Source organism: Herbidospora solisilvae (genome assembly GCF_009901565.1).
GTDB classification, from domain to species: Bacteria; Actinomycetota; Actinomycetes; order Streptosporangiales; family Streptosporangiaceae; genus Herbidospora; species Herbidospora solisilvae.
This window is the reverse complement of record NZ_WXEW01000001.1, coordinates 1,187,986-1,213,385: the sequence shown is the minus strand read 5'-3', so window position 1 is coordinate 1,213,385 and position 25,400 is coordinate 1,187,986. Positions and strand designations below refer to the sequence as shown.

The following is a 25,400-nucleotide window of genomic DNA, read 5'->3' as shown; positions in this document are numbered from 1 at the left end:
CAGTAAGAATGTAAGCATGAAGGTTGGACTTCAGATCCCGAGTTTCACGTACCCCGGCGATCCGGTGCTCAGTGACCGGCTCGCCCAGATCGTCACCACCGCCGACCAGGCCGGGTTCGACACGATCGCGACGATGGACCACTTCTGGCAGATCCGCGGCGTGGGGGCTCCTGAGGAGCCCATGCTGGAGGCGTACACCACGCTCGGCTGGATCGCCGCGCACACCTCGCGGGCGCGGCTGCTGGCCCTGATCACCGGGGTGATCTACCGGCAGCCCGGTCTGCTCGCCAAGATCGTGACCACGCTCGACGTGTTGTCGGGGGGCCGGGCCTGGCTGGGCATCGGGGCCGCCTGGAACGAGGAGGAGTCGAAGGGCCTCGGCTTCCCGTTCCCGCCGCTGGCCGAACGTTTCGAGCAGCTCGAAGAGGCGTTGCAGATCTGCCACCGGATGTGGGACGGCGACGAGAGCCCGTACCCGGGGAGGCACTTCCAGCTGGAGCGGCCGCTGAACTCCCCGCAGCCGATCACCCGCCCGCACCCGCCGATCATGATCGGGGGCGGCGGCGAGAAGAAGACGCTGCGCCTGGTCGCCCAGTACGGCGACGCCTGCAACCTGTTCCCCTCCGACGAGCTCCAGCACAAGCTCGACGTGCTGCGCGGCCACTGCGAGGCGCTCGGCCGCAACTACGACGACATCCAGAAGACGGTCTACTACGCCTACGACACCACCCACGGCGTCCAGAAGATCGTCGACGACCTCGGCGGCTTCGCCGAGATGGGCTTCTCCATGGCGATCGGCCAGGTCAAGGGGGTGTACGAGCTGACCCCGCTGGAGCAGATCGGGTCCGAGGTGATCCCGGTCGTGCAGTTCATCTGAGATTGGGTAACTTGGCGGCGTGGGCTCAGCGACCCTCGTCCCCCAAACCCAGTCGATGACCGGCGACGACCTGTCGGCCGACGACGCCTGGGCGGCACTGCGCGCCTACGGCGCGTGGCGGCTCGCCCGCGACTCGTTCGTGCGTTTCCGCTACGGCGACGGCATGAGCCATTCGCGGGCCCTGGCGTTCCAGATGTGCCTGTCGGTCATCCCCGGCGCGATCGCCCTGGTCGGGCTCTCCTCGGTCGTCCACACCGAGGAGCTCGGCCAGGTCCTGGCGCTGACCCTGAGCCACCTGAGCCCGGGAGAGGGCGTCGCGGCCGTGCGCAGCATCCTCGACGGCGGCTCGCGCTCCGACGCCGTGGCGTTGTGGGCGGGTCTCGCGACTTCCGTGTTCGCCCTGGTCAGCACCATGGCCCAGGTCGAACGCGGGGCCAACCGCATCTACGGCATCGAACGCGACCGCCCCTTCCACCGCAAGTACCTGCGCGGGCTGGTGCTGGCGACGACCGCCGGCTCCTTCATGGTGGCCGGGTTCGTCATCATGGTCGGCGGCGACGCGCTCAAAGAGGCCCTCACCCGCGTGTACGACTGGGGCCCCGCCCTGCGCTTCTCCTTCGACCTGGTCAGATGGCCGCTCGGCTTCCTGCTGGCCCTGGTGGCGACCTCGGTCATCTTCCGCGCCGCGCCCCGGCGCCGCCAGCCCGGCCACACGTGGCTGGCCTTCGGCGCCCTCGTCACCCTGGTGTTGTGGACGACGTTCACCCTGGGCCTGGCCCTCTACACGAGCCTCAACGAGGGCTTCGGCGAGACCTACGGCCCGCTGACGGCGGTGATGGCGCTGCTGCTCTGGGCGTTCCTGACCTCGATCGCGCTGTTCCTCGGCCTGGCCTTCGCGGCCCAGCTCGAGGCCTCGCGCACCCACCAGACCGAACCGGCACTGCCCGACCCCGGCCCCTCGAAGGAGGAGGAACGGGAACCCCTGGTCGGGGCGGTCGGCATGGCCCTCCTGGCGGCCGCGCGGGTGCTGCTGGCGCGGGTCACCAGACGCCGCTGACGACCACCCCGACCGCGGCGACCAGCACCGCCACCCCGAGGGCTGTGAGCAGCCGCCCGGCCGTCGTGCCGTGGCCGGTGACGGTGTCGATGCGCACGTCACGCGGGTCGGCCGGATCGTAGAGCACGCCGACCCGGTCGCCCTTCGCGGCCGGCGCGGGGTTGCCGCCGACCGGCGAGCGGGCCTCCACGAGCGTGCCCTCGGCGGTGCGGAACCGGAGCACCGGCAGGTAGACGTGGGCCGGCCGGGGCCGCTGCGACACCCCCACGCGGCTGACCAGAAGCGCGATCACCTCGCCCTCGGCGCGGACCGCCGTGGACAGGAAGGCCCGCGCCGCCCGCCGCACCGCCTGCCCCTGGGCCAGCAGGTGAAGGCCGACGAACTCCAGGATCAGCCCCAGGAGGATGCGTTCCACCCCCGCAGGCTAACGAGACAGCGCCATTCCGGGAACGCGGGCGCGGATGGCCTCCATCGCGGCCTCGTCGGAGACGCCCTGCCAGTCCCGGCGCGGGGTGTAGGGGGCCTCCAGTTCGCGGGCCTCGTCGTCGGTGAGCTCGACGTCGAGCGACGCCACGGCCTCGTCGATCTGCCGGATCGACCCGGCGCCGACCAGCGGCGCGGTGACGACCGGCTGGCGGCGCAACCAGGCGAGGGCGATCTGCGCCCGGCTCACGCCGCGGGCCTCGGCGACCCGGCCGACGGCCTCGACGATCAGGCGGTTGGCGGCCTCGTCCGCCGGGGGGTAGAGCAGGTCCGCGAACGCGCCGTCGGTCTCGGACCGCGCCGTCGCCCTGGCGTCGTCCCAGGCGCGGGCGAGACGTCCCCGGGCCAGCGGCGACCAGACGACGGTGCCGACGCCCTCGTCGAGGCACAACGGAATCATCTCCCGCTCCTCCTCGCGGGCGAGCAGGTTGTAGTGGTCCTGCATCGACGCGAACCGCGCCCAGCCGTGCTGTCTCTGCAGGTGAAGAGCCTTGGCGAACTCCCAGGCGTGCATCGAGGACGCGCCGAGGTAGCGCACCTTGCCGGCCTTCACCAGGTCGTTGAGCGCGTCGAGGGTCTCCTCCCACGGCGTCGAAGGGTCGTTGCGGTGGATCTGGTAGAGGTCGATGTAGTCGGTGCCGAGCCGCCGCAGCGAGTGGTCGACCTCGGTCATGATCGCCTTACGGGACAGGCCCCGGCCGTTCGGGCCCGGGCGCATCGGGTGGCGCAGCTTCGTCGCGATCACCACGGCGTCGCGGTCGGCGAAGTCGTGCAGGGCGCGGCCGAGGATCTCCTCGCTCGACCCGTTGGAGTACATGTTCGCGGTGTCGAAGAAGTTGATCCCCGCCTCCAGCGCGTGCCTGATCAGCAAGCGCGCCTCCGCCTCGCCCTTCGACCACACGGGGTGGCCCCGGCCGGGGTCGCCGTAGGTCATCGCGCCGATCGCGATGGGGGACACGTCGAGGCCGGTCGTGCCGAGTTTGATGTAGCGCATCGGTCCCTCTAAACTATGTGGAGAACTCTCCGGATAACGTAGTGGAGAGCTCTCCACATAGCAAGGCGGGAGCCTGATGGTCCGTTCCGACGCGCGGGAGAACCGGGTGCGCATCCTCGCGGCCGCCCGGGAGGCGTTCGCCGAAGACGCCGGCACGTCGATGAACCAGATCGCCCAGCGCGCGGGCGTCGGCGCGGGGACGCTCTACCGCAACTTCCCCACCCGCGAGGCGCTGCTGCTGGCCGTCTACCAGGACGAGGTCGACCGCATCGTGGGCGCCGTGCCCGACCTGCTGGCCGCACACCCGCCGCTCGAGGCGCTCCGCCGCTGGACCGCCGACCTGGTCGAGGCCATGCGCCGGAAACACGGCCTCGGCGACGCGCTCAGCCCCGGCGCCCACCAGGCCATCACCGAGCGGACCTACGGCCCGGTCGTCGCCGCCATCGCGGAGCTCCTCGACGCGGGCAAGAAGGACGGCAGCATCCGCGACGACGCCGACCCCGGCGACTTCCTCCAGCTCAGCGGCGCCCTCTGGCGGGCCGCCCCGGGCCCGGACGACCGGTCGCCCCGCATGCTGGCGCTCATCCTCGACGGGCTCAGCGCCCGGCCTCGCTAGGGCCCGTCAGGCCTCCAGCCGCCGCCCGGTGACACGCTGCGGCCTGATGGTGATCAGGTGGTCGCGGCCCTCGACCCACGAGCCGCCCGGCTCGCCCGCCGCGTGCCGGCAGGGGCCCTGGACCAGCACGCTCCACCCCTCCTGACGCTCCGGGTCGATCGCGTCGACCTCGAAGGCGACCACGATCTCCAGGTCGTCGATGTTCGTGCGCAGGTCGTCGTCCATGGCGCCGCCGGTGCGGGTGCGGAAGACGATACGGCCGTCGTCGAGACGGTAGTTGACCGGGAGGATGGCCGGCCCGTGAGCGCCGGTGAAGGCGATCCGGCCGACGCCCCCGGGGGCGATCAGGGCGAGGCATTCGTCGGCGGTGAGGGTGCGCAGGGTGCTCATGGCCTCCACTGTGGCGGCCGCGCGGGCCCTCCGACACGGCCGATGGACCCCGCCGGGCGGGCCGAAGGTCCTTCTCCCACGGGTCCTCGTGCTCTGCCGTCCCGGCCCGCGAACGCGTGTGATGAGGGAACCGAGATCACCCCGTGCAGAAGGAGCCCCCATGACCCCCATCGTCCGCGCCGGCCACGTCTGGGCCGTCGCTCGGATCGCCCTTGGCTGGGTGTTCCTCTGGGCCTTCCTCGACAAGCTGCTCGGCCTCGGCTTCGCGACCCCGGGGGAGCGGTCGTGGCTCAACGGCGGCAGCCCGACGACCGGCTTCCTGAAGGGCGCCGCCGACGGCCCGCTCGGCGGGCTCTACGGCGCGCTGGCCGGGCACTGGTGGGTGGACGTGTTGTTCATGGCCGGGCTGCTCGGCGTCGGGGCGGCCCTGATCCTCGGCGTCGGAATGCGGATCGCGGCCGGCGCCGGGACGGTCATGCTGGTCATGATGTGGGGCGCCGCGCTGCCCATCGCGACCAACCCGTTCCTGGACGACCACCTCGTCTACGCGATCGTCCTGATCGGGCTGGCCGCCGGCGACGCGGGCGACACGTGGGGCCTCGGCCGCAGGTGGGCCGAGGTCACCGCCGGGTCGCCCGTCCTCAGGTAGCGTTCAGCGCCTGGCGGGCCAGTTCGGCCGCGCCCGTCACCCCCGACAGGTTCCCCAGCCCCGGCGCGGTGATGAGCGTGTCGAGCGGATAGCCGCCGGCCAGCTCGGCCGCACGGGCCCGCACGAGGTCGAGCAGCCCCGGCCGCCCGCCGACCCCGCCGCCGATGATCACGGCCTGGGGGGAGAGGGACGAGGCCAGGTTGTGGACGGCCTTCGCCAGATAGTCGGCCTCCAGCTCCCACGGCTCGCCGTCGCCGAGCTCCTGCGCGGGACGTCCCCAGCGCTGCCGCATCGACGTTCCGGACGCGAGCCCTTCGAGGCAGTCGCCGTGGAACGGGCACGCCCCCGGGAAGGGGTCGCGCTTGGTGTCGTGGGGGACCAGCATGTGCCCCGCCTCGGGATGGGTGCGCCCGTGCAGCGGCCGGCCGTCGACGACGACGCCGACCCCGATGCCGGTGCCGACCGTCATGTAGGCCAGCGTGTGCAGCCCCCGCCCCGCGCCGTAGCGCCATTCGCCGATCGCCGCCCCGTTGACGTCGGTGTCGAGCCCGACCGGGACGCCCAGCCCCTCACGGAACGGCGTCACCACGTCGGCCCCCGACCAGCCCGGCTTGGGCGTGGCCGTGATGTGCCCGGTCGACAGGTCGACCGGGCCGAACGTGGCGACGCCGACCGCCGCCGGGGCGGGATGACGCCGGAAGAAGCCGACCGCGGCCGGGATCGTCTCCTCGGGGGTCGTCGTCGGGACCACCTCGGTGGCCACGATGTTTCCGTCGGTGTCGGCGAGCGCGCACACCCATTTCGTACCGCCCGCTTCGACGGCTCCGTACCTGATCACCCCGACAGTCTGCCGTCAGAGCTCCGGCTGCTGCCAGCCGGACTGGGGGATGTCGCCGCGGTAGGGCGGCACGACCACCGGTGGCACGAACGTTTCCTTGATCGTCCGGGCGTTGACCCAGCGGATCAGGTTGAGGATCGAGCCCGCCTTGTCGTTGGTGCCCGAGGCCCGCGCGCCGCCGAACGGCTGCTGGCCGACCACGGCGCCGGTCGGCTTGTCGTTCACGTAGAAGTTGCCGGCGGCGTACCGGAGCTTCTCCGAGGCCGACGCGATGGCGTAGCGGTCGCGCGCGATCAGCGCGCCGGTCAGGGCGTACGGCGTGGCCGACTCCAGCTGGCCCAGGGTGGCCTCGAAGTCGTCGTAGACGTGGACGGCGAGGATCGGGCCGAAGTACTCGGTCGTGAAGATCTCGTCGGTCGGGTCGCCGCACTCCAGGACGGTCGGCTTCACGAAGTAGCCGGTGGAGTCGTCGTAGGAGCCCGTCAGGACGGCGATGTTGTCGGCCGCGCGGGCCCGGTCGATCGCCGCCTTGTGCTTGGCGAACGCGCGGGCGTCGATCACGGCGCCCATGAACGTCGACAGGTCGCCCGCCACGTCGCCCACGGTCAGCGACTCGGCCAGGGAGACGAAGTCGTCCTTCATCGAGTTCCACATCGCACGCGGCACGTAGGCCCGCGACGCCGCCGAGCACTTCTGGCCCTGGTACTCGAACGCGCCCCTGATCAGCGCCGTCGTCAGCGCCGCCGGGTCGGCCGAGGGATGGGCCAGCACGAAGTCCTTGCCGCCGGTCTCGCCGACCAGGCGCGGATAGGCGTGGTAGCGCCCGATGTTGGCACCGACCGTCGCCCACAGGTGCTGGAAGGTCGCGGTCGAGCCGGTGAAGTGCACGCCCGCCAGCGCCGGGTGGGTCATCGCCACCTCCGACACCGCCGAGCCGTTTCCGGTCACCAGGTTGATCACACCCGGCGGCAGGCCGGCCTCCTCCAGCAGCGCCATCGTGAAGTGGGCGGCGAACTGCTGCGTGGGCGACGGCTTCCAGACCACCACGTTGCCCATCAGCGCCACCGAGGCGGGCAGGTTCCCGGCGATGGCGGTGAAGTTGAACGGCGTGATCGCCAGCACGAAGCCCTCAAGCGGCCGGTACTCCATCCGGTTCCACACACCGGGGGAGGAGACGGGCTGCTCGGTGAGGAGCTGCCGGGCGAACGCCACGTTGAACCGCAGGAAATCGATCAGCTCACAGGCCGCGTCGATCTCGGCCTGCTGGGCCGACTTCGACTGCCCGAGGATGGTCGCGGCGTTCAGGGTCGCCCGCCACGGCCCGGCCAGCAGCTCGGCCGCGCGCAGGAAGATCGCCGCCCGCTCGTCGAAGCTCAGCGCCCGCCACGCCGGGGCCGCCGCCAGGGCCGTCGAGACGGCCGCCTGGACGTCGGCGGGGGTGGCGTCGTTGGTGGTGCCGAGCACCGAGGCGTGGTTGTGCGGCTGAACGACGGGGATGGGCGCCCCGCCCGCCATGCGGCGTTCGCCGCCGATCGTCATCGGCAGGTCGATGCTCGTGGCGGCCAGTTCCTTCAGCCGCCCCTCCAGCATGGCGCGGTCGGCGCTGCCGGGACCGTAGGACCGGACCGGCTCGTTGACCGGGGCCGGGACCGTGGAGACGGCGTCCATCATCGAAATCCTCCAGTGTGAATGCCTCGCAGTTCGGGATGCGGGAAGTGCGCGACGCGGAGCAGCGCGTTGTTCTCCGGTTTTTCCCGATGCGCGACGCTAAACTTTTTGCCATGTCCCGCTATCGGCTTCAGCCGACGCAGGTACAGGCGGCGGCGCTGCTGGAACATTGCAGGCACGCACGTTTCGTATGGAACCTTGCGGCCGAGCAGAGCTCGTTCTGGAAGCCGGGAAGAGGACCCGCGCCGGGATTCGCGGAGCAGTGCCGCCAACTGACCGAAGCGAGAGCCGAGTACGCCTGGCTTCGCGCCGGATCGGCAATTGTTCAGCAGCAGGCGCTTAAGGATTTCGCGCGTGCCATGGCGCAATTCTTCGCCAGGACCCATCGGAAGCCGACTTTCCGGCGGCGTGGACAGAACGAAGGATTTCGAATCGTCGCCTTCAAGAAGGAGGACGTGCGTCGCCTGTCCCGAAACGTCGGAGAGGTCAAGATTCCCAAGGTCGGCTGGGTCCGCTTCCGATGGTCCAGGGCCGTGCCCGACGGCGCCAAGTCCTTCCGCGTCAATCGCGATCAATTGGGACGATGGTTCGTTGCCTTCGCCGTCGCCCCGGAGCCCATCGCCAGGCCGTGCAGTGGCGAAGTCGTCGGCGTGGACCGGGGTGTGGCCGTCAGTGCCGCGCTGTCCACGGGTGAACTGCTCAGGGTCCCTACTCTTCGGGCGGTTGAGCGAGCCCGGCTGCTCAAGCTGATCCGACAATTGGCCCGTGCGCGTAAGGGTTCCAAGCGGCGTGACGACGTCAGGACCGCGATCGGCAGGTTGAGGGCCGGTGAGACCGCCAGGCGCAAAGACTGGGTCGAAAAGGTCACCACCAGCCTTGCCCGCCGTTTCGATGTGATCGGCGTCGAAGATCTGAGGATCGGGAATATGACTCGCTCGGCTCGGGGGACTATCGAAGCGCCCGGGCGAAATGTCCGCCAGAAGGCGGGGCTCAACCGGAGTATTCTCTCCGCCTCCTGGGGCCGACTCGTCATGCGGCTGGAGGACAAAGCGCCAGGCCGCGTCATCAAGGTGAATCCCGCGTTCACGAGTCAGCGTTGTTCGGTTTGCGGGGTCGTCGATGGAAAGGCACGCGAGAGCCAAGCTGCCTTCCGCTGCCGATCCTGCGGCCATGCCGGCAACGCTGATGTGAACGCGGCCAAGAACATCGAGGTCATCGCCGCAGGGCATGCGGTGAATGCGCGGGGAGGCGACCGGAAGACCGGGCCTGGGAACCGCGAACCTCAACTCGTCCTCCGTCCAGTGTGAGATGAGTTGGAATCCCGCTTGTTCACCAGCGGGAGGGTGCCAACCCCAAGGGAACGCAGGAAGAAGGCCACGTTGGCCGGTCGTTCGGCCAGGCGGCGCATGAAGTAGCCGTACCAGTCGTCGCCGTAGGGCACGTACACGCGGACCAGGGCGCCCGAGTTGGCGAGCGCCTGCTGTTTGTCGGTGCGGATGCCGTAGAGCATCTGGTACTCGTAGGTGTCGCGGGGCCGGTCGTGCCGGTCGGCGAGCAGTTCGGCGATGGAGATCAGCCGGTCGTCGTGGGTGGCGACCATGGGGTGCCCGGCGCCGGCCATCAGCACCTTCAGACAGCGCACGTAGGCCAGGTCGACGTCGTTCTTCTTCTGGTACGCCACCGACGCCGGCTCGCGGTAGGCGCCCTTCACCAGCCTGACCCGCGAGTCGCGCAGGTCGTGGCAGTCGGCCTCGCTCCGGAACAGGTAGGCCTGGACGGCCACCCCGACGTCGGAGAAGTCGGCCCGCAGGTCGCGCAGGATGCCCAGGGTGGAGTCGACCGTGGTGTGGTCCTCCATGTCGAGGGTGACGGTCGCCCCGGCGGAGAGCGCGGCCTCGCAGATCTCCCGGGCGTGTTCGAGGGCCATCGCGTCGTCGAGCGCCTGCCCGACGGCCGACAGCTTCACCGACACCTCGGCGCGGTGTCCCAGCCCCAGCGGGGCGAGGGCGCCGAGCAGTTCCACGTACGCCTTCGTGGTCGCCACGGCGGCGTCGGTGTCGCGCACCTCCTCGCCCAGGTGGTCGATGGTGACCATGAGCCCCGACCGGGTGAGCCGGTCGGCCGCGGCCACGGCGTCGGCGGTGGCCTCTCCGGCGACGAACCGGTCGACGACGCGCCGGGTGGGCGGCAGGGCCGTGACGGCCTTGCGCGCGAGCGGATTCCTCGACACGGCGAGGAGCGTGGAACCGAGCATGCACACAGCGTAATTCGCCCGGAAAGTACCCTTCCACGGACATCCGGCCAAGTCTCTTCAGACAAATGCACAATAATGTCCTCATGCAAGACCTGGTCGACGAGATCGCCCGCCTGCTCGACGCCTCCGTCACGGTCGAGGACCGCGCCTTCGAGCTGGTGGCCTACGGCGTGCAGAGCGGCGTCGTCGACGAGGTCCGCCAGGAGTCCATCCTCCGCCGCCGCGCCACCGCCGCGACCCGGGCCCACTTCGAGGCCTACGGGATCGCCGCGGCGGACCATCCGGTCCGCATCCCCGAGGCCCCCGGCTTCCTGGCCCGCGTCTGCGTCCCGCTGCGGCACAAGGGCGTCACCTACGGCTACCTGTGGCTGCTGGACAGCGGCAAACTGCCCGACAGCCTGCTCGACCGGGCCGAGCCGCTGTTCGCCCGGCTGGCGGCCGCTCTGGCACACGAGGCCCAGATCCGCCGCGCCCCCCTCGACGACCTGTTCTCCCCGAACCCGCAGGCCCGCGCCGAGGCCGCCCGGGGCATCGAGGGCCCGCTGGTGGCCCTGGCCGTGGCGGCCGGCCCGGCCGAGGTGCCCGTCTCCTGGTCGCTGCCGCGCGACGTGCTGACCGGCCAGGCGGGCGCCCACCCGGCGTTCCTGGCCCCGCCGGTCCGCGCCCGCGAGGCGGCCACCCGCCTGAACGCCATGTACGGCGTCCCGGTCGGCGCCGGCGACCCCCGCCAGGACCCGGAGGACGCCTGGGAGAGCTGGCGCGAGGCGCTCAACGCGTTGCGCGTGGCCGAGAAGACGGGAGAGGCCGTCGCCCACTGGTCGGAGCTGGGCGTCTACCGCTACCTGGTGCGATTGCCCCACCACGAGCTCGCGGAACTGGCGGGCGAGTCGGCCGCCCTCCCGGAGGAACTGGCCACCACCCTGGAGACCTACCTCGACAGGGCGGCCCACGTGCAGCAGACCGCCGCCGCCCTGGGCATCCACCGCCAGACCCTCTACTACCGCCTGGGCCGCGCCGCCGAGTTCACCGGCAAGAACCTCTCCGACGGCCAGGACCGCCTGCTGTTGCACCTGTCGCTGAAGGCCCGCAGATTGTGAGAGGCCGTCGAGGGTTCGTCACGGCGGCTGCCGGAGCGGCTGAGGAGCGCCGGTCGCGGCGGGTGCCGGGGGCGGCGGGCGGTGCCGGGCAGGCGGAGCCGTAACGGAAAAGGAGAACAACGGCCGAGTGCCCGCGATGGCCGGAGCATCGCGGGCACTCGGGTTGTTCCCTCAGGGGAGAGGGCTTCAGGCGCAGGCGCTCTCGTAGACGCGCAGGAGCTCCTGGCTGACCCGCTCCAGCGAGTAGCGGGAGCGGGCGCGGTCGGCGCCAGCGTAGCCGAGGGCCGACCGCAGGGTGCGGTCGCCCAGCAGGTCGCGGATCCGGGCCGTCACCTCGGCGGGGCGGCGGACCAGGAAGCCGGTCACGCCGTCGACGACCGAGTCGAGGTGGGCTCCGGTCGCCGAGGCGATCACCGGGACGCCGCAGGCCATGATCTCCAGGGCGGCGGTGCCGGTCGGCACGGTCGGCTGGAGCGACAGGGCCACGTCGACGCTGCGGATCAGCTTCGGCATCGCGTTGTGGGGCACCTCGCCGAGCAGGGTGAGCCGGTCTTCGACGCCGCGGGCGCGGGCCAGCATGCGCAGCCGCTCCAGCACCGGGTCGTCGCCGCCGGCCACGACCAGCTCGGCGTCGGGGATGGTGGTCAGCGCGTTCACGACCGCGCCGGCGCCGGTGGCGCCCACGTGGAGCAGGCGCGGGCGGCCGTCGCGCGGGAAGGCCGGGCCCTGGCGGCGGAACCGCTCGACGTCGACGCCGCCGGGCACGATCGAGATGTTCCGGCGCGGCACGCCGAGCTGGATGAGCTGCGACTCCTCGCCGGCGCAGGCGGCGATCACCGCGCGGGCCCGGCGGCCGATCGCCCGCTCCAGGCGCAGGACCTGGGCCGAGGGCCGGTCGTCGTGGTGGAAGGTCTGGGTCACCGGGACGTCGAGCCCGTCGGACCCGGCGATGGCCGCGAGGCCGCCGGTCCAGGAGTGGGCGTGGATCACGTCGGGGCGCTCGGCCCGCCAGCGCCGCTTGAGGCCGTCGCTGAAGTCGGAGATGTAGGGGAGCAGGTCGCTCTCGGACAGGTCCTTGTCGGGACCGGCGGGCACCCGCTCGACCCGGACGCCCTTGATCTCGGCGTCGTCCCGCGTGTAGACGGTGACCTCGTGGCCCCGGCCCAGTTCACGGGCGACGGCGGGGGCGGTGACGGAGAGGTTGTTCGTGGCGACGATGGCGATATGCATGGCACACCTCATGGCGATAAGCGCGATGAAAGGGGTGTGCCTGCGTCTTAGGCACGAACTGTGTTGTGCTCTTTACCGTACACCGAAGAGCTTTAAACGCAAGTTTTCAGCTGAATCAGAAATCGATGCGGAGGCCCGGCGCGGTGTGCCAGCCGATCAGCCGCATCAGGTGGTTGACGTGGTCGGGCACCGGCCCGAGCACGAGTTCGCGCTGGTCACCCAGGCTTTTGGCGGTGTCGACGAGGGCCCGCAGCCCGGCCAGGTCGATGAACGTGACGCCGTGGAGGTCGACATGAAGATCTCCCGGAACGACGCCGGTCGCCTCGGAGAGCTGGCGGGCCAGATCGGCCGCGGAGGTCGCGTCGATCTCTCCCTCGACCTGGATGCCGTCGGGCGCGAAGGTCCGCCGGATGCGCAGCAGGGCCGTTTCGAGCAGCAGGTCGCCGTCGTCGGCCCGGTGGTGCCGGAGCAGGTCGGCCAGCAGGCCGGGCGCGAACAGCCGCTTGTCGAACTGGCACACCCCGAGCGCCGCGCCGGTGTCGTAGACGCGCTGGATGCCGGCCTCGAACTCGGCCAGCCGGTCGGTGCCGACCCGCACGGCCCAGCTCATCTCGCCGGTCACCCGCAGCGCCCGATAGCCCTCTGACCTGGCCTGTTCGGCCTCGGCGGCGACGTCGGCGACCATCGCGCCCGGGTCGAACGCCTCAAGCCGGCGGATGTCGAGCCGCCCGGAGGCGACCGCCCCGGCGGTGTCGACGCCCCAGCCGCGCAGCAGCCCCGTGACGACGGCCGGGTGGGTCACGTCGGTCAAATACAGCACCTTGTCCGCGCCGGCCAGCCCTTCGGCGATGAAGGGGGCCAGCACGGGCTCCAACTCGGCCTCGTCGGAATAGGCGACGGACCTGTGGTCACCGGGCTGCACCAGGCAAGGCTAGCGGGAACGGCGCAGGGTGAGAACCGTGACCTCGTCGACGACCTCGTCGTCGCAGAAGGCGCGGTGGTCCTCCTCGATCGCCTTCACCACCGCCGAGGGCGGCTGGTTGACGCACCGCGCGAGCACTTCGGTCAGCCGCGCCTCGCCGTAGTTCTCGCCGGCCGAGCTGCGGGTGCCGACCAGGCCGTCGGAGTAGAGCACCAGCGTCTCTCCCGAGGTCAGGGTCAGTTCCTCGGTGGCCGGCACGGCGCCCTCCTCGAAGCCGAGGGGCACCCCGCCGCCCTCGGTGAAGCGCACCCCGCCGTCGGGCTGGAGCAGCGCGGCGGGGTGGTGCCCGGCGGAGGCCAGGCGCACCTTCCGGCCGCGCACGAACCCGGCGGCGGCCATCACGAACAGGCCGGTGTGCTGGGCCAGCAGGGCGTCGTTGACCTTGCGCAGGGCCTCTCCGGGGTCGCGCTCGAAGGCGCTCAGCACCCGGACGCCGTTGCGGACCAGCGAGGTCACCGAGGCGGCCTCCTCGCCGCGCCCGGCCGCGCCGCCGATGACGAAGCCCCAGCCGCCCTTCATCGGGAAGACGTCGTAGAACTCGCCGCCGATCGCCCGCATGGCCGAACCCGGGTGGTAGATCGCGGCCGTCTCGAAACCGGCGACCTCGGGCAGCGACCGGGGGAGCACGCCGCTGCGCAGCGCGTCGGCGGCGTTGGAGCTGCGCTGGAAGCTGCGCTGGGCCCGCAGGGCCAGCCCCAGGTGGGTGCCGATCTCCTCCAGGAGCCCCAGATCGGCCAGGCCGAAGGGCTGGCGGTCTCTCAGCCGTACGAGGGTCAGCACCCCCGCCGTCTCGTCGTCGGCCTGGATGGGGACCGAGAGCAGCGAGCCGGCTTTCATCTGGGTGAGCACGTCGGCGCCGAGCAGGCTGTCGTCGGTGAGCATCTCGTGCACGACCCCGCTGCGGGTGGCCAGCACCCGGGCGACCAGCGGCGCCTCGGCCGGGTCGCGGGACTCGATCGCCCGCTGGAGCTTGGCGACCGGCTGGGTCGACGGCGCGATCACGGCGGCGCGGTGGAGGCCGCCGTCGCGGACCATGTCGGCGATCACCCAGTCGGCCGTCTCGGCGGCCAGCAGCCGGGCCGCGCGGATCAGCGCGACCGGCTCGCGGAGGCTCTCGTCGTCGAGCAGCAGCCGGGTGAGCTGGGCCGACAGCTCGTGGCGGCGGGCGGCCTCCAGGAACAGCGACTCGTCGGGCGTGTCCTTGCCGCTGTCGGGGCCGGTGAGCTGCACGTCGGTGGGCAGGGCGACGGCGGCGACCATCTCCTGCGGCTCGCCGGGCATGCGCAGGCGGCTCAGCACCATCCGGACCGTGTGGGCCCGGCCCTGGTGGGCCAGCCGCGTCTCGAAGGTCGTGCTCTCCTCGCTGCGCAGCGCCTCGGCGAACCTCCCCCGGAAGGCGGCCCGCCGGGACGACTCGATGAGCAGCGGGAACGCGCGGCCGATCAGGTATCCGGCCGGGCTGCCGAGCAGCCGGGTGGTCTCGTTGTTGATCCGGCGGACGGTCCCGCCGGTGTCCATCACGATCACCGGGATCGGGAGGGTGCGGAAGATCTGCCGGAGCAGTTTCTGCTCACGCTGAGGGCCGCCGTCACGCCGCCGCTTCGCCTTGGCCAGCTCGGCCAGGGCGTCGCGGACGAGCCCTTCGGCGGTCTCGAGCTCGTGGCTGCCGGGCAGCTCGGCGACGCGCGCCGCGAACTCGCCCAGCCGCCGCTCCAGGTCGGTCACCGGTGTGTGCTCCCTCTCGCATCCGTCATCGGATGATTAGACCTCAAACTAGGGGAATGGTCTTCCCTGTGATTCCCATTCTCGCCCGTGATCTCGCCGCCCTCGGACGGGTCACCGAGGGAACCTCCGCCGAGAGCGTGCTCCGCGGGGTGACCGAGGCGATCGCCAGGGGCGTGCCCGGCTGCGCGGGCGGCACCGCCGAGCTCTGGATGGACGACCGGGTGCTGCTGGCGTCCTCCCACAGCGAACTCATCGCCGTCAGCGACCGGGAGCGCGACCTGCGCGAGGGCCCCTCGCGGGAGGCCCTGCGCAGCGGCCGGCCGATCGTGGTGGCCGACGTGATGCGCGATCAGCGCTGGCCCCGCTACGCCGCCGCGGCCGTCCGTCACGGGGTGCGCTCGATCCTCGTGCTGCCCGTCGAGGTCGACGGCGCGATCGTGGTCATCGGACTCTACGGGGTGCGGCCGGGCGTGTTCGCCGACCACGTGGCGCTGACCGAGCTGCTGCGCGAGCAGGTCACGGTCGCGCTGGCCAACATCTGGGAGTTCGACGACGTGCTGACCGGCGCGGCCCAGATGCAGGAGGCGATGGCCGGCCGGGCCCTGATCGACCAGGCCAAGGGCATCATCATGCAGGCCAGCGGCTGCAGCCCCGAGGAGGCCTTCGACGAGCTGCGCCGCATCTCCCAGCACCACCAGGTCAAGGTCGCCGACCTGGCGAAGCTGCTGGTCACCGAGCACCAGCAGAAGAACGCCAAAAACTAGACGGCCGCCACGGCCTCGTCGACGGTGTCGAACATGGGCAGCCGCTGCGCGAGGCCGGTCACCCACATCACCTTCGACGCCGGATATTGCACGTTGACCAGCGCGAAGTGACCACCCGCCGCGGTCGACCGCTGCCAGTGGTGCACGATCAGTCCCAGCGCCCGTGAGTCCATGAACGTCACGCCGCCCAGATCGAGGATCATGTCGGGCCCGTGGTCGTCGGCGACCGCGTCGAGGTGGTCGGAGAACTGCTCCCGTGTGGTGGCGTCGAGGATCCCGTCGATGTGGATCACCACGAAATCTGCCACGGCACTCGAGCGCATCGTCAGGGTTGCCACCGCCTCGCCTCCTTCGACGCAACCTTACTGTTCCCCGGGGAGTTGTGTAACGCCCCGATTCGGGGCATTATGGCGGAAGAGGTCCAGCAGAGGGCTTCGTCTCGTTTTCTTGTGCGAGACGTCTGTCTGCGTGGGCCTTGCCGCGTTTTCAGGGGTCTCGCGTTTTCCCCTGAGGAGACAGCGACATGTCTGCCGACCTGATGTCGAACGAAGTCACCGCCGAAGACCTGCTCGTCGAACTGAACGAGCCCGGCACCACCGACGAGCGCGCCGCCCGGCTGCGCGAGATCATCGTCGAGATGCACCGCCCGATGGCCCGCGACATCGCCCGGCGTTACCTCCACCGGGGCGAGCCGATGGAAGACCTCCTCCAGGCCGCGTACGTCGGGCTGATGAAGGCGATCAACGGCTTCGACCCCACCCTCGGCCACAGCTTCCGCGGCTACGCCATGGTCACCATGACCGGTGAGGTCAAGCGGCACTTCCGCGACCGCACCTGGGCCGTGCGCGTCCCCCGCATCTACCAGGAGCGCCGGTCGGAGCTCAACCGCCTGGTCGCCGACATGACCCAGGAGAACGGCCGGTTCCCGACCGTCGCCGAGCTGGCCGAGCGCATGGGCATCTCCGAGGAGGACATGCTGCTCACGCTGGACGCCTCGTCGGCGTACAGCACGCTCTCGCTCGACGCGCCGATGGGCGCCGACGACGACGCGGCCGCCCTGGGTGACGTGATCCCCGACAGCGACGACAGCCTGGCCACCCTCATCGACCGCGAGGCGGTCAAGCCGCTCATCGACGAGCTGCCGGAGCGGGAGAAGAACATCCTGCTGCTACGGTTCTATGGCAACATGACGCAGGCGGAGATCGCCGCCGAGTTCGACATCTCCCAGATGCATGTTTCGCGGATTCTGCGGAAGGTTCTCGACCAGTTGCGTGCGGAGCTTGTCGCCTAATGGCGGTTTTCGACCCGATTCCCCGGGATATCGGGCAACCTGCCGCGATGACCCGGGGTATCTTTCTTCGGAGTGCCGCCACTACTGGAAGGCGTTAGCGGGTGAACGAGGACGGCGTCGCGCCGCCTCCCGCACCGGGTGCCGCGAAGGAGATCACCTTCTCCCTCGCCGATCTGCCCGACGTGCGGGAGTTCGCGGCTGCGCTGGCCCGCCGTGGGGGGATGCCGGAAGACCGGGTGAACGACTTCCTCGTCGCCCTCAACGAGGTGACCACCAACGCCGTCACCCACGGCGCCACGAAGGCGCGGCTGAAGATTTCGTTCGAGCCCGGTCTCCTCGTCGCCGACGTCCACGACGAGGGCCGGCACTGGCATCTGTCGCCCGAGTCGCCCCCGGGCTTCACCCCGCCGCGTGAGAACGCGACGAGCGGGATGGGCCTGTGGGTGGCCCGGCGGCTCAGCAGCGACATGCGCGTGGTGACCGGGGAGACCGGCTCGACCGTGGTGATGCGTTTCCCCCTCTGAGGTGGGGTACGGGTCTGAAATGACCCCTTCATCCAGAATTCTGGTGGTCGGCGGGGGGAACGTCGGCATGTACGTCGCCCTCCGGCTCCAGCGCAAGCTGCGCAGGGAGCTCAAACAGGGCACCGTCGGCATCACCGTCGCCGACCTCGACTCGTACATGACCTATCAGCCGTTCCTCCCCGAGGCGGCGGCGGGCAGCCTGGAGCCCCGGCACGTGGTCGTGTCGCTGCGCCGCGTGCTGCCCCGCTGCCGGATCCTCAGCGGCCGCGTCTGCGACATCGACCTGGCCGCGAAGACGGCCCGGTTCGCGCCCATGGAAGGGCCTGAGCGGGTGCTCGACTACGACTACCTGGTCTTCTGCCCCGGATCGATCACCAAGACGCTGCCGATCCCCGGCCTGGCCGAGAACGGCATCGGCTTCAAGACCGTCGAAGAGGCCACCCACCTGCGCAACCACATCCTGGGCAAACTCGACACCGCCTCCTCGACCGACGATCCGGACGTGCGGGCCCGCGCGCTCACCTTCGTCTTCGTCGGCGGCGGCTATGCCGGGGTGGAGGCGCTGGCCGAGCTGGAGGACATGGCGGCCGACGCGTGCCGCCACTTCCACGGCATCAGCCGCGACTCGATGCGCTGGATCCTGGTCGAGGCCAGCGACCACATCCTGCCCGAGGTCGGCCCGGAGCTGGGCCGGTGGACCACCGACGAGCTGCGTAAGCGCGGCATCGACGTGCGGCTGGACACCCGGGTCAAGTCGATCGAGCACGACGTCGTGGTGCTCGACGACGGCGAGTCGATCCCCTGCGAGACGCTGGTCTGGACGGCCGGGGTGAAGGCCAACCCGCTGGCCCGGCACCTGCCCACGGGCAACCGGGGCCGGGTGGCCACCTCGGCGGAACTCCTGGTCGAGGGCACCGACTTCGCCTTCGCGGCCGGGGACTCCGCAGCGGTCCCCGACCTGACCCGGCCAGGCGAGTACTGCCCGCCGAACGCCCAGCACGCCGTCAGGCAGAGCAGGCGGCTCGCCGACAACCTGATCGCGACCATCCGCGGCGGCAGGCGCACCCTCTACCGGCACAAGAACGTGGGCTCGGTCGCCTCGCTCGGGCTCCACAAGGGGGTCGCGAACGTGTACGGCGTCCAGGTGCGCGGATTCCCGGCCTGGTTCATGCACCGGACCTACCACCTGACCCGGATGCCGACCCTCAACCGGAAGGCCCGCATCCTGATGGACTGGACGCTGGCGCTGTTCTTCAAGCGCGAGGTCGTCGCCCTGGGCGCGCTGGCCCGGCCCCGCGAGGAGTTCGAGTTCGCGTCCAGGAGCCAGGAGGAGACCGCTAACGCCCGGCGGTGATCGTGTCGAAGTCGGGGATGCGCGAGGAGATGGCGTCGCCGGTGAAGTCGCCGACCCAGCCGTCGTCGTCGTGGAAGAAGCGGACCGCGCAGAAGTCGGGGCGGGTGCCCATGTCGAACCAGTGGGTGGTCTTGGCCGGCACGCTCAGCAGGTCGCCCGCCTCGCAGAGCACGGCGTGCACCTTTCCGTCCACGTGCAGGTAGAAGATCCCGGCGCCGCGGGCGAAGAAACGGACCTCGTCGTCGTCGTGGGTGTGCTCGTTCAGGAACTTCGCCCGTGCCCCGGCCGCGACCTCCGGGTCGGCGTCGGGGCCGAGCTGGACGACGTCGACGAACGTGTAGCTCTCCTCGGCGTTGACCTTGGCGATCTGCTCGGCGTAGGCCGCCAGCACGTCGTCGGCGGACGGGCCGGTCGCCACGAGGTCCCAGTGGCGCAGGCGGACGCCGATCTCAGCCAAGGTGGCGGCGATCTCGGCCGGGTTCTCGGTCCGCTGGAGCAGTTCGGCGTCTTCGCCGTAGACGGTGAGGTAGGTCATGCCTCCCAGGGAACCACCACGGCCCGGTGATCGCCATAGCATGATCACGGCATTTGCTACGCTCCGTGATCATGACATCACACTTCGACCTGGGAAGACTCCTCCGATGATCGATCTGTGCGGACGCGACGTCCGCCTCCGCAGCCTGCGGCCCGGCGACCTGAAGGTCTACACGCAGGTCTACACGAGCGCCGTCCTCACCCGCTACCTGGGCGTCGACCGCATGGACGAGGACCGGGCGCGGGCCACCTTCCTGGCCGGGCTGCGCTCCGACCGGCGCATCACCCTCGCCATCACCGAACCCGACGGCGAGGCCGTCCACGGGCTGATCGGGCTGCTGCTGGAGGACTACGGCAGCAGCGCCATGATCACCGGTCTGGTGCTGCTGCCCGGCTCGCCGATCCAGGGCCGCGGCGCCCAGGCGGGCCGCCTGCTCATCGACTACGCCTTCACCCACCTCGGCATCCACCGCATCTGGGCCGGCCACCGCCGCGACCAGGTGCTGATGGAACGCATCATGCTCGACGCGGGGCTCCGGCCGGAGGCCACCCTCCGCCAGGTGTTCCGCACCCAGGGGCGCTGGCACGACGTCGTGACCTACTCGGCCCTGTCCCACGAGTGGGGCCTGGTTCACTCCCCGTAGAAGAACCGCCACAGCAGGGCGGCGGCGTACGTCCGATAGGGAGCCCACGGCAGCCCCCTGGCCTGCACCTCCGCGACGGAGGGCAGCCCCTCCAGCTGCCAGGCCCGCTCGACGGCCCGCCTGATGCCCTGGTCGCCGGCCGGCAGCACGTCGGGCCGGTGGAGCTGGGCGATGAGGAACGACTGCGCGGTCCACACGCCGACGCCCTTCACCTCGGTGAGCGTCTTGACCACCTCGCCGTCGTCGAGGCCGGCCAGGTCTTCGAGGTCGAGCAGGCCGCCGGCCTGCCGGTGGGCCAGGTCGAGCAGGTAGGCCGCCTTCGCCCCCGAGAGGCCGCACTCCCGCAGGCGCTCGGCGCCCATGGCCAGGATCGCCTCCGGCGTGGGGAAGCCGCCGGCCGCGGCCTTGATCCGGTCGAAGAACACGAACGCCACGGCCGTGGAGATCTGCTGGCTGACGATGTGGAGGACCATGCCGGAGAAGTTCGTCGGGCCGAACCGCTCGAAGCTGAACCACGCGAACGGGTCGGGTTCGCCCACCTCGCCGATCAGGCGCGCGAGCACGGGGTCGCCCGCCAGATGGTCGTAGGGCCTCATCAGGCCATTATGGAGCGGTGGAAACCGACATCCTCGCCAACCCCGTCTGGGCCGCCCTGACCGGCCCGCACGCCCACTTCGCCGTCGTCAGCGGCCGGACCAGGCGTTATCCCATCGACGTTTCGCCGTTCGCGGCGGTGCCCGACGCCTTCGGGCCCGGCGACTGGGCCGACCTCGACGGCCAGGTGCTGACGACCGTCCGGGGCGAGGCGGGCGACGGCTGGGAGACGTTCCTGGAGCTTCCCGGCGTCCAGATGGAGGGCTCGGCCGTGGCCGGGGCCGCCGATCCGGAGCTGAGCGTCCTGGGGCCGGGCGACGTGCCGGAGATGCTCGACCTGGTGACGCGCACCCAGCCGGGCCCGTTCGCCTCCCGGACCATCGAGATGGGCGTCTACCTGGGCCTCCGCGAGGAGGGCAGGCTGATCGCGATGGCGGGGGAGCGGTTGAGGGTGCCCGGCTGGACGGAGATCAGCGCCGTGTGCACCGACCCCGCCCACCGGGGGCGGGGTCTGGCGTCGCGGCTGGTGTCGGCGGTGGTGGCGGGCGTTCGCGCCCGGGGCGAGCGGCCGTTCCTGCACGCCGCCACCGCCAACGTCAATGCGATCCGGTTGTACGAGTCACTCGGGTTCACCGTCACCCGAAAGGTGACGTTCCGGGTGCTGCGTCCTCAGGAGGCCCTGACCCGGGACACCGCCGAGGCGGTGTAGCCCGAACCGGCGCCGACGCCGCTGATCGTGACCTTCCCGGCGGGGGTGCCCGCCGGGATGGCCACGGTGAACCTGACCGTGCCGGACGCGTCGGCGACCGCGCGGCCGAGGACCGCGCCGTCCAGGGTGAACTGCACGCTCTCCCCGGCCCGGTAGCCGCTCGACGTCACCGGGTTCGAGCCGCCCGCGACGACCGCGTTCGTCACGATGAGGTTGCCCGGCTTGAGCGAGGCGAGGTACTCGGCGCACGCGTCGCCGGGCTTGCCGTAGGCGGGGGTGGTGACGTCGCCGTCGTCCTCGCGGACCGTCAGGGTGCCGAAGCCCCCGTCGCCCATGACCGCGCCGGCCGTGTTGGTGACCGAGACCTTGAACGACGTGGACGCCGTGCCGGTCGCGACCGTGTCGCCGAGGGTGCCCGCCTGGACCGTCACGCAGGTCTGGCCGGGGGCGAACGTGACCTTCTTCATCGAGATCCCGGCACGGCCGGTGGCCGAGCCGAAGACGCTGACGTAGCCGGTCACCTCGTGGTCGGCGGGGGCTGACAGCGCCACGGCGATCGACGCCGTGCCCGGGCCGGAACCTTCGTCGACCCGGGCCGGCGCGACGTCCACCGCGACCTGCTGCTTGGGGACCCGGGCGCCGACCGCCCGGTTCTCGGCCGACAGGTCGGACAGGTAGACGCCCGTACCGGTGAAGGAGACCTGGCGGACGTCCTTCAGGTCCAGGCCCGTCGTGCTGAGCGGGATGGTGACCTGCTGGAGGATGATCTTCTTCAGCCAGGCCGAGGTGGAGCCGGGCAGCCGGGTGACCGCCCGGGAGTTGAGCGCCGAGACCGGCGACGACCAGGTCTTGCCGGCGCCGTCGGTGACGGTGATCGTGACGTCGGTGGAGGTGGCCACGGTCTCGTCGGCGGCGACCTTGACCGACAGCTGCTCGTACCCGGACAGGTCGGCGCTGGTCGCCACGGTCACGGTGCCCGACTTCAGGCGCATCATCGGCGACGACGGGATGTTGAACGCCCACGTCGCGGGCGACCAGTGGGGGAGCGCGGCCTGGTTGGTCGCGGTCGCGCAGAACGGCTGGTCCTGCGGGATCTGGAGGCCGCCGTTGCCGCCCATGCTGGAGCAGAGCGCGGCCTCACCGGTCACCGAGACGTTCGCCTCGGGCTTGTCGAAGGTCGCCAGGTCCGTGCGCGAGGCGGCGGGCTGGGTGGCGGCGCTGGTCACGTCCGCGAAGGGAATCGACGGGACCGAGACGGACGAGCCGTCGAACAGCGGCAGGAACCGCTTCTCGTCGCCGAGCACGAGCCGGAAGAAGCCCGCCATGTAGACGGCGCCGACCTTCTCCTGCTGCGGCGCGGTCAGGCGCAGGGTGGTGGCCGCGGCCGGGTTGCAGACCGGGTCGTTGGCGCCGCTGCCGCCGACCGACCAGTCGTCGCCGGTGGACGCGGGGAACAGGCCCGGGGTCCAGATCGTGTTGAAGAAGTTGTGGTTGGCGCCCTGGGTCAGCACGGCCGAGCGCAGCACGTTGTCGTCGAAGCTGTGGCGGGAGTCGTCCACGATGTGCTGGCCCATGAGGTTCTCCACGTCGCCGTCGCAGTACGGGAGGATCGTGGCCGTCACGGTGTTGGGCAGCGAGATGCGGTCGTAGTCGACCGGCGCCAGCGGGAGCACCGCCTTGATGCCGAACTGCCGGTAGAGCGGCAGCGCGTCGTTCAGCGTGGCCGCCGCGACCACGCCCTCGCCACCCCGCGAGTGGCCCATGATGCCGACGTTCTGGAAGTCGAACGCCCGCTTCAGGTCGCCCGGGGTCACCGCGCCCGTCAGCGCCTGGGCCAGCGTGACGTCACGGCCCGTGAAGGCGTCGTGGTACTCGACCGGGTCGCCGTCGTCGGCGTTCTCCAGCATGGTCAGCGTGTCGAGGATCAGCTGGCCGCGGGCCTGCGCGCCGTAGTCGGCGGCGAGCTGGTTGTCGTTGGAGTTGATCGCGTTGGCCGAGATCGACACGACGGCGTAGCCGTTGCTCGCGAGGGCGCGGGCCGGCAGGTCGTAGCCGATGTAGCTGGGGATCGTGGCGCGCTGCGAGGTGCTGTCGGGCGACGGCTTGCACGGCCAGCGATTGGGGTTGGTGGCCCCGGTGCCGTAGCAGGAGGTGTGGCGGCCGTGCAGGAAGATCACGAGGGGCTTCCGCTCGCTGGAGACCGGCAGGTAGATCTTGCCGGTGAGCTCGCCGCGGATGCCGCCGATGTTGAGCAGCGGGATCGCCTGGTCGCCGAAGTCGTACACGCCCTCCTTGACCTGGAACGGTCCCGTCGTCGAGGGGTCGTCCGGGAGCACGGTCTTCTGGACCTCGGCGAGGGTGGCCGCCGCCCGCGCCGTCGCGGCTGGGGGCGCGTCGAGCACGTCGGTGGTGATCTCGCCAGCCGAGGCGACGGCCGGGTCGGCGGTGACGAGGAAGAGGGACTTCCCGTCGGCCGACTCGGTGGCGGGGCCGAGCACCTTCCCGTCGGCGAGCAGCGAGGGGGCGCTCGAGTCGATCGGGAGCTTCTCGTCCAGGTTCAGGGTGACCTTGTAGCCGCCGGGCACGCGGTCGACGGTCCAGTCGTCCTCGACCGAGGCGGAGGCGGGGGCGGCGGCGAAGGTGGCCACGAGGGCCAGTGACAGTAACGCGACGGTGTTACGCAAGAGGGAGCCTTACTCGTACGAGCCGGGTGTTGCGGTTTGGACGGTATGGGCGGTTTGTTACCGCAGGCTCCTGATCATGTTTCGCGCACATTTCCTATTGACTCTGTAGGAAATGTGGGTAACTGTGTCTGCCATGTCCCCTGTGACCTCGACCCGGACCCTGACGCGTGAGCTGCGCCTCCTCGCCGCCGCCGATCCCGCGGAGGCGCGAAACCGCAGGACCCGGCTGCTGGCGGAGTGGCGCGGCGCGTCGGCCGGGTTGCTCGCCCAGGTGCTGTCGGCGGCCATCGAGCTCGGCACGGCCGAAGGCCGGCTGGCCGCACTCGGGCGGGAGAGCGGGGAACTGCGGGCCCGGCTACGGGAGGCGGGACTGTCGTTGTCGGAGGCCGCCGGTGCGGTCGACGGCGACGCCCCCGTCTCGGCCGTGGCCGAGGCCCGCGCCCGCATCGTCGGCGTCTCCGCCGAGGTGGGGCGGCTGCCGGTCGCGCCGCCCCGCCAGGAGTTCGTCTAGGACACCCGCGCGTACCTGCGGGTGAAGCGTTCTCGCAGGTCGCCGACCGGGTAGGCCGAGCGGAACGCGCCTCTGGCCCGCAGCGCGGGCACCAGGTGGCGGGTGATCGACCGCAGGTCGTGGGGGAGCACGCCCGGCCGCAGCCGGAAGCCGTCGACCCCCGCCGCCTGCCAGTCCAGGATCAGGTGGGCCAGCCCGGTCGCCGAGCCCGAGTACACGTGGGCGTCGCTGTCGAACGCGGCGCCGTCGAGGTCGTCGAGGCGTTCTTTCTGGCCGCTGCCGTCCAGGAACACGACCAGGTCCGCCAGCACCGTCACGCCGGGCGCGGTCCGCCGGGCCCGCTCGGCCAGCGCGGCGGCCTCCCTGCGGTCGTGCGGGGTGACGAACACGACGTCGGCGGCGCGGGCCGCGACCTCCACCGGCAGGCCGGGGCCGGCCAGCGTCGTCACCAGGGGGCGTCCGGAGAGCCGGGGGCGCAGTTCGCCGGAGGTGTGCCAGCCCGCGCGGCCGGGGCCGGCCCGGTCGAGGGCGGCGAGCCCGGCGGCCGCGGCGGCGCCGCTCGCCGCGGGGACGAGCCCGATCCGGGACGTCAGCGGGGCGGTCGCCGTGGCCAGGAGCATGGCGTCGAGCGGGCCCGTCACCTCGTCGCCCGGACAGGTCCGCATCCGGATGGTGTCCTCGAAGGTGACGAAGTCGAGCAGCCCTCGTTCGGCCTCCTGGACCAGGTAGGTCCAGTAGGCGGCGGTGAACAGGGCGTCGGGGCTCGCGCCCTCGGCACGCCAGGCGGCGGGATGCCACCCGGCGCCGTCGAGGGCGGCGGCCAGATGCAGAGTCATGAGGTCTCCTCGAACGGACTTTTCCTACAGGAATGGTAGGGAATAATTACCTACTTAACAAGTAGGGCTTGACGGAAATTGGACGGCGTGCTGAG

At 71.3% G+C, this 25,400-nt stretch carries 27 protein-coding genes; 13 read left to right on the top strand and 14 right to left on the bottom strand.

The annotated features are described in order from the left end of the window. The first annotated feature begins 16 nt into the window (after positions 1-16). The gene (locus GT755_RS05120; protein WP_161478498.1) at positions 17-877 is read left to right on the top strand and encodes an LLM class F420-dependent oxidoreductase; all 861 of its coding nucleotides are present in this window, start codon (positions 17-19) and stop codon (positions 875-877) included. A 19-nt stretch (positions 878-896) separates the two neighbouring features. Next, positions 897-1,934: a YihY/virulence factor BrkB family protein gene (locus GT755_RS05115; RefSeq protein WP_161478497.1), complete on the top strand. Its 1,038-nt coding sequence runs from the start codon at positions 897-899 to the stop codon at positions 1,932-1,934. On the opposite strand, the gene GT755_RS05110 is transcribed toward GT755_RS05115, so the two are convergent. Further along, positions 1,918-2,349: a DUF3592 domain-containing protein gene (locus GT755_RS05110; RefSeq protein WP_161478496.1), complete on the bottom strand. Its 432-nt coding sequence runs from the start codon at positions 2,347-2,349 to the stop codon at positions 1,918-1,920. The genes GT755_RS05115 and GT755_RS05110 overlap by 17 nt on opposite strands. Positions 2,350-2,358: 9 nt before the next feature. Beyond that, a complete protein-coding gene (locus GT755_RS05105; RefSeq protein ID WP_161478495.1) occupies positions 2,359-3,411 on the bottom strand; it encodes an aldo/keto reductase in 1,053 nt (350 codons plus the stop codon). A 76-nt stretch (positions 3,412-3,487) separates the two neighbouring features. Here GT755_RS05105 and GT755_RS05100 point away from each other — a divergent pair, with 76 nt between their 5' ends. Next, positions 3,488-4,027, top strand: a complete 540-nt coding sequence (locus tag GT755_RS05100; protein ID WP_161478494.1) for a TetR/AcrR family transcriptional regulator — start codon at positions 3,488-3,490, stop codon at positions 4,025-4,027. 6 nt (positions 4,028-4,033) lie between these two features. On the opposite strand, the gene GT755_RS05095 is transcribed toward GT755_RS05100, so the two are convergent. Beyond that, the gene (locus tag GT755_RS05095; RefSeq protein WP_235965812.1) at positions 4,034-4,417 is read right to left on the bottom strand and encodes a pyridoxamine 5'-phosphate oxidase family protein; all 384 of its coding nucleotides are present in this window, start codon (positions 4,415-4,417) and stop codon (positions 4,034-4,036) included. Positions 4,418-4,577: 160 nt separating this feature from the next. On the opposite strand from GT755_RS05095, the gene GT755_RS05090 reads away from it, so the two are divergent. Further along, on the top strand, positions 4,578-5,066 hold the full coding sequence (locus GT755_RS05090; RefSeq protein ID WP_235965810.1) for a DoxX family membrane protein: 489 nt from the start codon (positions 4,578-4,580) through the stop codon (positions 5,064-5,066). Here GT755_RS05090 and GT755_RS05085 read toward each other — a convergent pair. Together GT755_RS05085 and pruA are read right to left on the bottom strand one after the other, a co-directional pair. Beyond that, the gene (locus GT755_RS05085; protein ID WP_202609583.1) at positions 5,059-5,904 is read right to left on the bottom strand and encodes an ROK family protein; all 846 of its coding nucleotides are present in this window, start codon (positions 5,902-5,904) and stop codon (positions 5,059-5,061) included. The genes GT755_RS05090 and GT755_RS05085 overlap by 8 nt on opposite strands. Positions 5,905-5,919: 15 nt before the next feature. After that, entirely contained in the window at positions 5,920-7,572 is a 1,653-nt protein-coding gene (gene pruA / locus GT755_RS05080; protein WP_161478491.1) for an L-glutamate gamma-semialdehyde dehydrogenase, read from the bottom strand. A gap of 47 nt (positions 7,573-7,619) precedes the next feature. Between pruA and GT755_RS05075 the strand changes: the two genes are divergently transcribed. Continuing rightward, the gene (locus GT755_RS05075; protein ID WP_202609582.1) at positions 7,620-8,879 is read left to right on the top strand and encodes an RNA-guided endonuclease InsQ/TnpB family protein; all 1,260 of its coding nucleotides are present in this window, start codon (positions 7,620-7,622) and stop codon (positions 8,877-8,879) included. Here GT755_RS05075 and GT755_RS05070 read toward each other — a convergent pair. Next, a complete protein-coding gene (locus GT755_RS05070) occupies positions 8,855-9,826 on the bottom strand; it encodes a proline dehydrogenase family protein (RefSeq protein WP_161478490.1) in 972 nt (323 codons plus the stop codon). The genes GT755_RS05075 and GT755_RS05070 overlap by 25 nt on opposite strands. A gap of 83 nt (positions 9,827-9,909) precedes the next feature. Here GT755_RS05070 and GT755_RS05065 point away from each other — a divergent pair, with 83 nt between their 5' ends. After that, complete coding sequence (locus GT755_RS05065) at positions 9,910-10,923, top strand: PucR family transcriptional regulator (RefSeq protein ID WP_235965809.1); 1,014 nt, start codon at positions 9,910-9,912, stop codon at positions 10,921-10,923. A 186-nt stretch (positions 10,924-11,109) separates the two neighbouring features. Here GT755_RS05065 and GT755_RS05060 read toward each other — a convergent pair whose 3' ends face one another. From GT755_RS05060 to GT755_RS05050, 3 genes are all read right to left on the bottom strand, one after another. Then, positions 11,110-12,153, bottom strand: a complete 1,044-nt coding sequence (locus tag GT755_RS05060; RefSeq protein ID WP_161478488.1) for a glycosyltransferase — start codon at positions 12,151-12,153, stop codon at positions 11,110-11,112. Positions 12,154-12,268: 115 nt separating this feature from the next. Beyond that, positions 12,269-13,075, bottom strand: coding sequence for an MEDS domain-containing protein (locus GT755_RS05055; RefSeq protein ID WP_161478487.1), 807 nt, complete (start codon positions 13,073-13,075; stop codon positions 12,269-12,271). A gap of 9 nt (positions 13,076-13,084) precedes the next feature. After that, positions 13,085-14,860, bottom strand: a complete 1,776-nt coding sequence (locus GT755_RS05050; RefSeq protein ID WP_161478486.1) for a SpoIIE family protein phosphatase — start codon at positions 14,858-14,860, stop codon at positions 13,085-13,087. Between the two features lie 68 nt (positions 14,861-14,928). On the opposite strand from GT755_RS05050, the gene GT755_RS05045 reads away from it, so the two are divergent. Further along, positions 14,929-15,624: a GAF and ANTAR domain-containing protein gene (locus GT755_RS05045; RefSeq protein WP_231515257.1), complete on the top strand. Its 696-nt coding sequence runs from the start codon at positions 14,929-14,931 to the stop codon at positions 15,622-15,624. Here GT755_RS05045 and GT755_RS05040 read toward each other — a convergent pair. Further along, positions 15,621-15,962: an STAS domain-containing protein gene (locus GT755_RS05040; RefSeq protein WP_285580048.1), complete on the bottom strand. Its 342-nt coding sequence runs from the start codon at positions 15,960-15,962 to the stop codon at positions 15,621-15,623. The two genes, GT755_RS05045 and GT755_RS05040, sit on opposite strands and share 4 nt — an antisense overlap. Positions 15,963-16,147: 185 nt before the next feature. On the opposite strand from GT755_RS05040, the gene GT755_RS05035 reads away from it, so the two are divergent. The 3 genes from GT755_RS05035 to GT755_RS05025 all read left to right on the top strand — a co-directional run bounded on the left by GT755_RS05035 (position 16,148) and on the right by GT755_RS05025 (position 18,793). Next, entirely contained in the window at positions 16,148-16,915 is a 768-nt protein-coding gene (locus GT755_RS05035) for a SigB/SigF/SigG family RNA polymerase sigma factor (RefSeq protein ID WP_030450169.1), read from the top strand. 101 nt (positions 16,916-17,016) lie between these two features. Beyond that, positions 17,017-17,439 (top strand): ATP-binding protein, encoded by a 423-nt coding sequence (locus GT755_RS05030; protein WP_161478485.1) that lies wholly within the window; start codon positions 17,017-17,019, stop codon positions 17,437-17,439. A 19-nt stretch (positions 17,440-17,458) separates the two neighbouring features. After that, positions 17,459-18,793: an NAD(P)/FAD-dependent oxidoreductase gene (locus GT755_RS05025; protein WP_161478484.1), complete on the top strand. Its 1,335-nt coding sequence runs from the start codon at positions 17,459-17,461 to the stop codon at positions 18,791-18,793. Here GT755_RS05025 and GT755_RS05020 read toward each other — a convergent pair. Beyond that, positions 18,777-19,328 (bottom strand): 1,2-dihydroxy-3-keto-5-methylthiopentene dioxygenase, encoded by a 552-nt coding sequence (locus tag GT755_RS05020; protein WP_161478483.1) that lies wholly within the window; start codon positions 19,326-19,328, stop codon positions 18,777-18,779. The genes GT755_RS05025 and GT755_RS05020 overlap by 17 nt on opposite strands. Positions 19,329-19,434: 106 nt before the next feature. Here GT755_RS05020 and GT755_RS05015 point away from each other — a divergent pair, with 106 nt between their 5' ends. Beyond that, positions 19,435-19,971: a GNAT family N-acetyltransferase gene (locus tag GT755_RS05015; protein ID WP_161478482.1), complete on the top strand. Its 537-nt coding sequence runs from the start codon at positions 19,435-19,437 to the stop codon at positions 19,969-19,971. Here the strand turns inward: GT755_RS05015 and GT755_RS05010 are convergent. After that, a complete protein-coding gene (locus tag GT755_RS05010) occupies positions 19,959-20,567 on the bottom strand; it encodes a DNA-3-methyladenine glycosylase family protein (protein WP_161478481.1) in 609 nt (202 codons plus the stop codon). The two genes, GT755_RS05015 and GT755_RS05010, sit on opposite strands and share 13 nt — an antisense overlap. Positions 20,568-20,584: 17 nt before the next feature. On the opposite strand from GT755_RS05010, the gene GT755_RS05005 reads away from it, so the two are divergent. Beyond that, a complete protein-coding gene (locus GT755_RS05005; protein ID WP_161478480.1) occupies positions 20,585-21,274 on the top strand; it encodes a GNAT family N-acetyltransferase in 690 nt (229 codons plus the stop codon). Here the strand turns inward: GT755_RS05005 and GT755_RS05000 are convergent. After that, positions 21,235-23,958: an alpha/beta hydrolase gene (locus GT755_RS05000; RefSeq protein WP_161478479.1), complete on the bottom strand. Its 2,724-nt coding sequence runs from the start codon at positions 23,956-23,958 to the stop codon at positions 21,235-21,237. The two genes, GT755_RS05005 and GT755_RS05000, sit on opposite strands and share 40 nt — an antisense overlap. A 133-nt stretch (positions 23,959-24,091) precedes the next feature. Here GT755_RS05000 and GT755_RS04995 point away from each other — a divergent pair, with 133 nt between their 5' ends. Then, entirely contained in the window at positions 24,092-24,469 is a 378-nt protein-coding gene (locus tag GT755_RS04995; RefSeq protein WP_161478478.1) for a hypothetical protein, read from the top strand. Here GT755_RS04995 and GT755_RS04990 read toward each other — a convergent pair. Continuing rightward, positions 24,466-25,305 (bottom strand): LLM class oxidoreductase, encoded by an 840-nt coding sequence (locus tag GT755_RS04990; RefSeq protein WP_161478477.1) that lies wholly within the window; start codon positions 25,303-25,305, stop codon positions 24,466-24,468. The two genes, GT755_RS04995 and GT755_RS04990, sit on opposite strands and share 4 nt — an antisense overlap. Positions 25,306-25,400 lie beyond the last annotated feature (95 nt).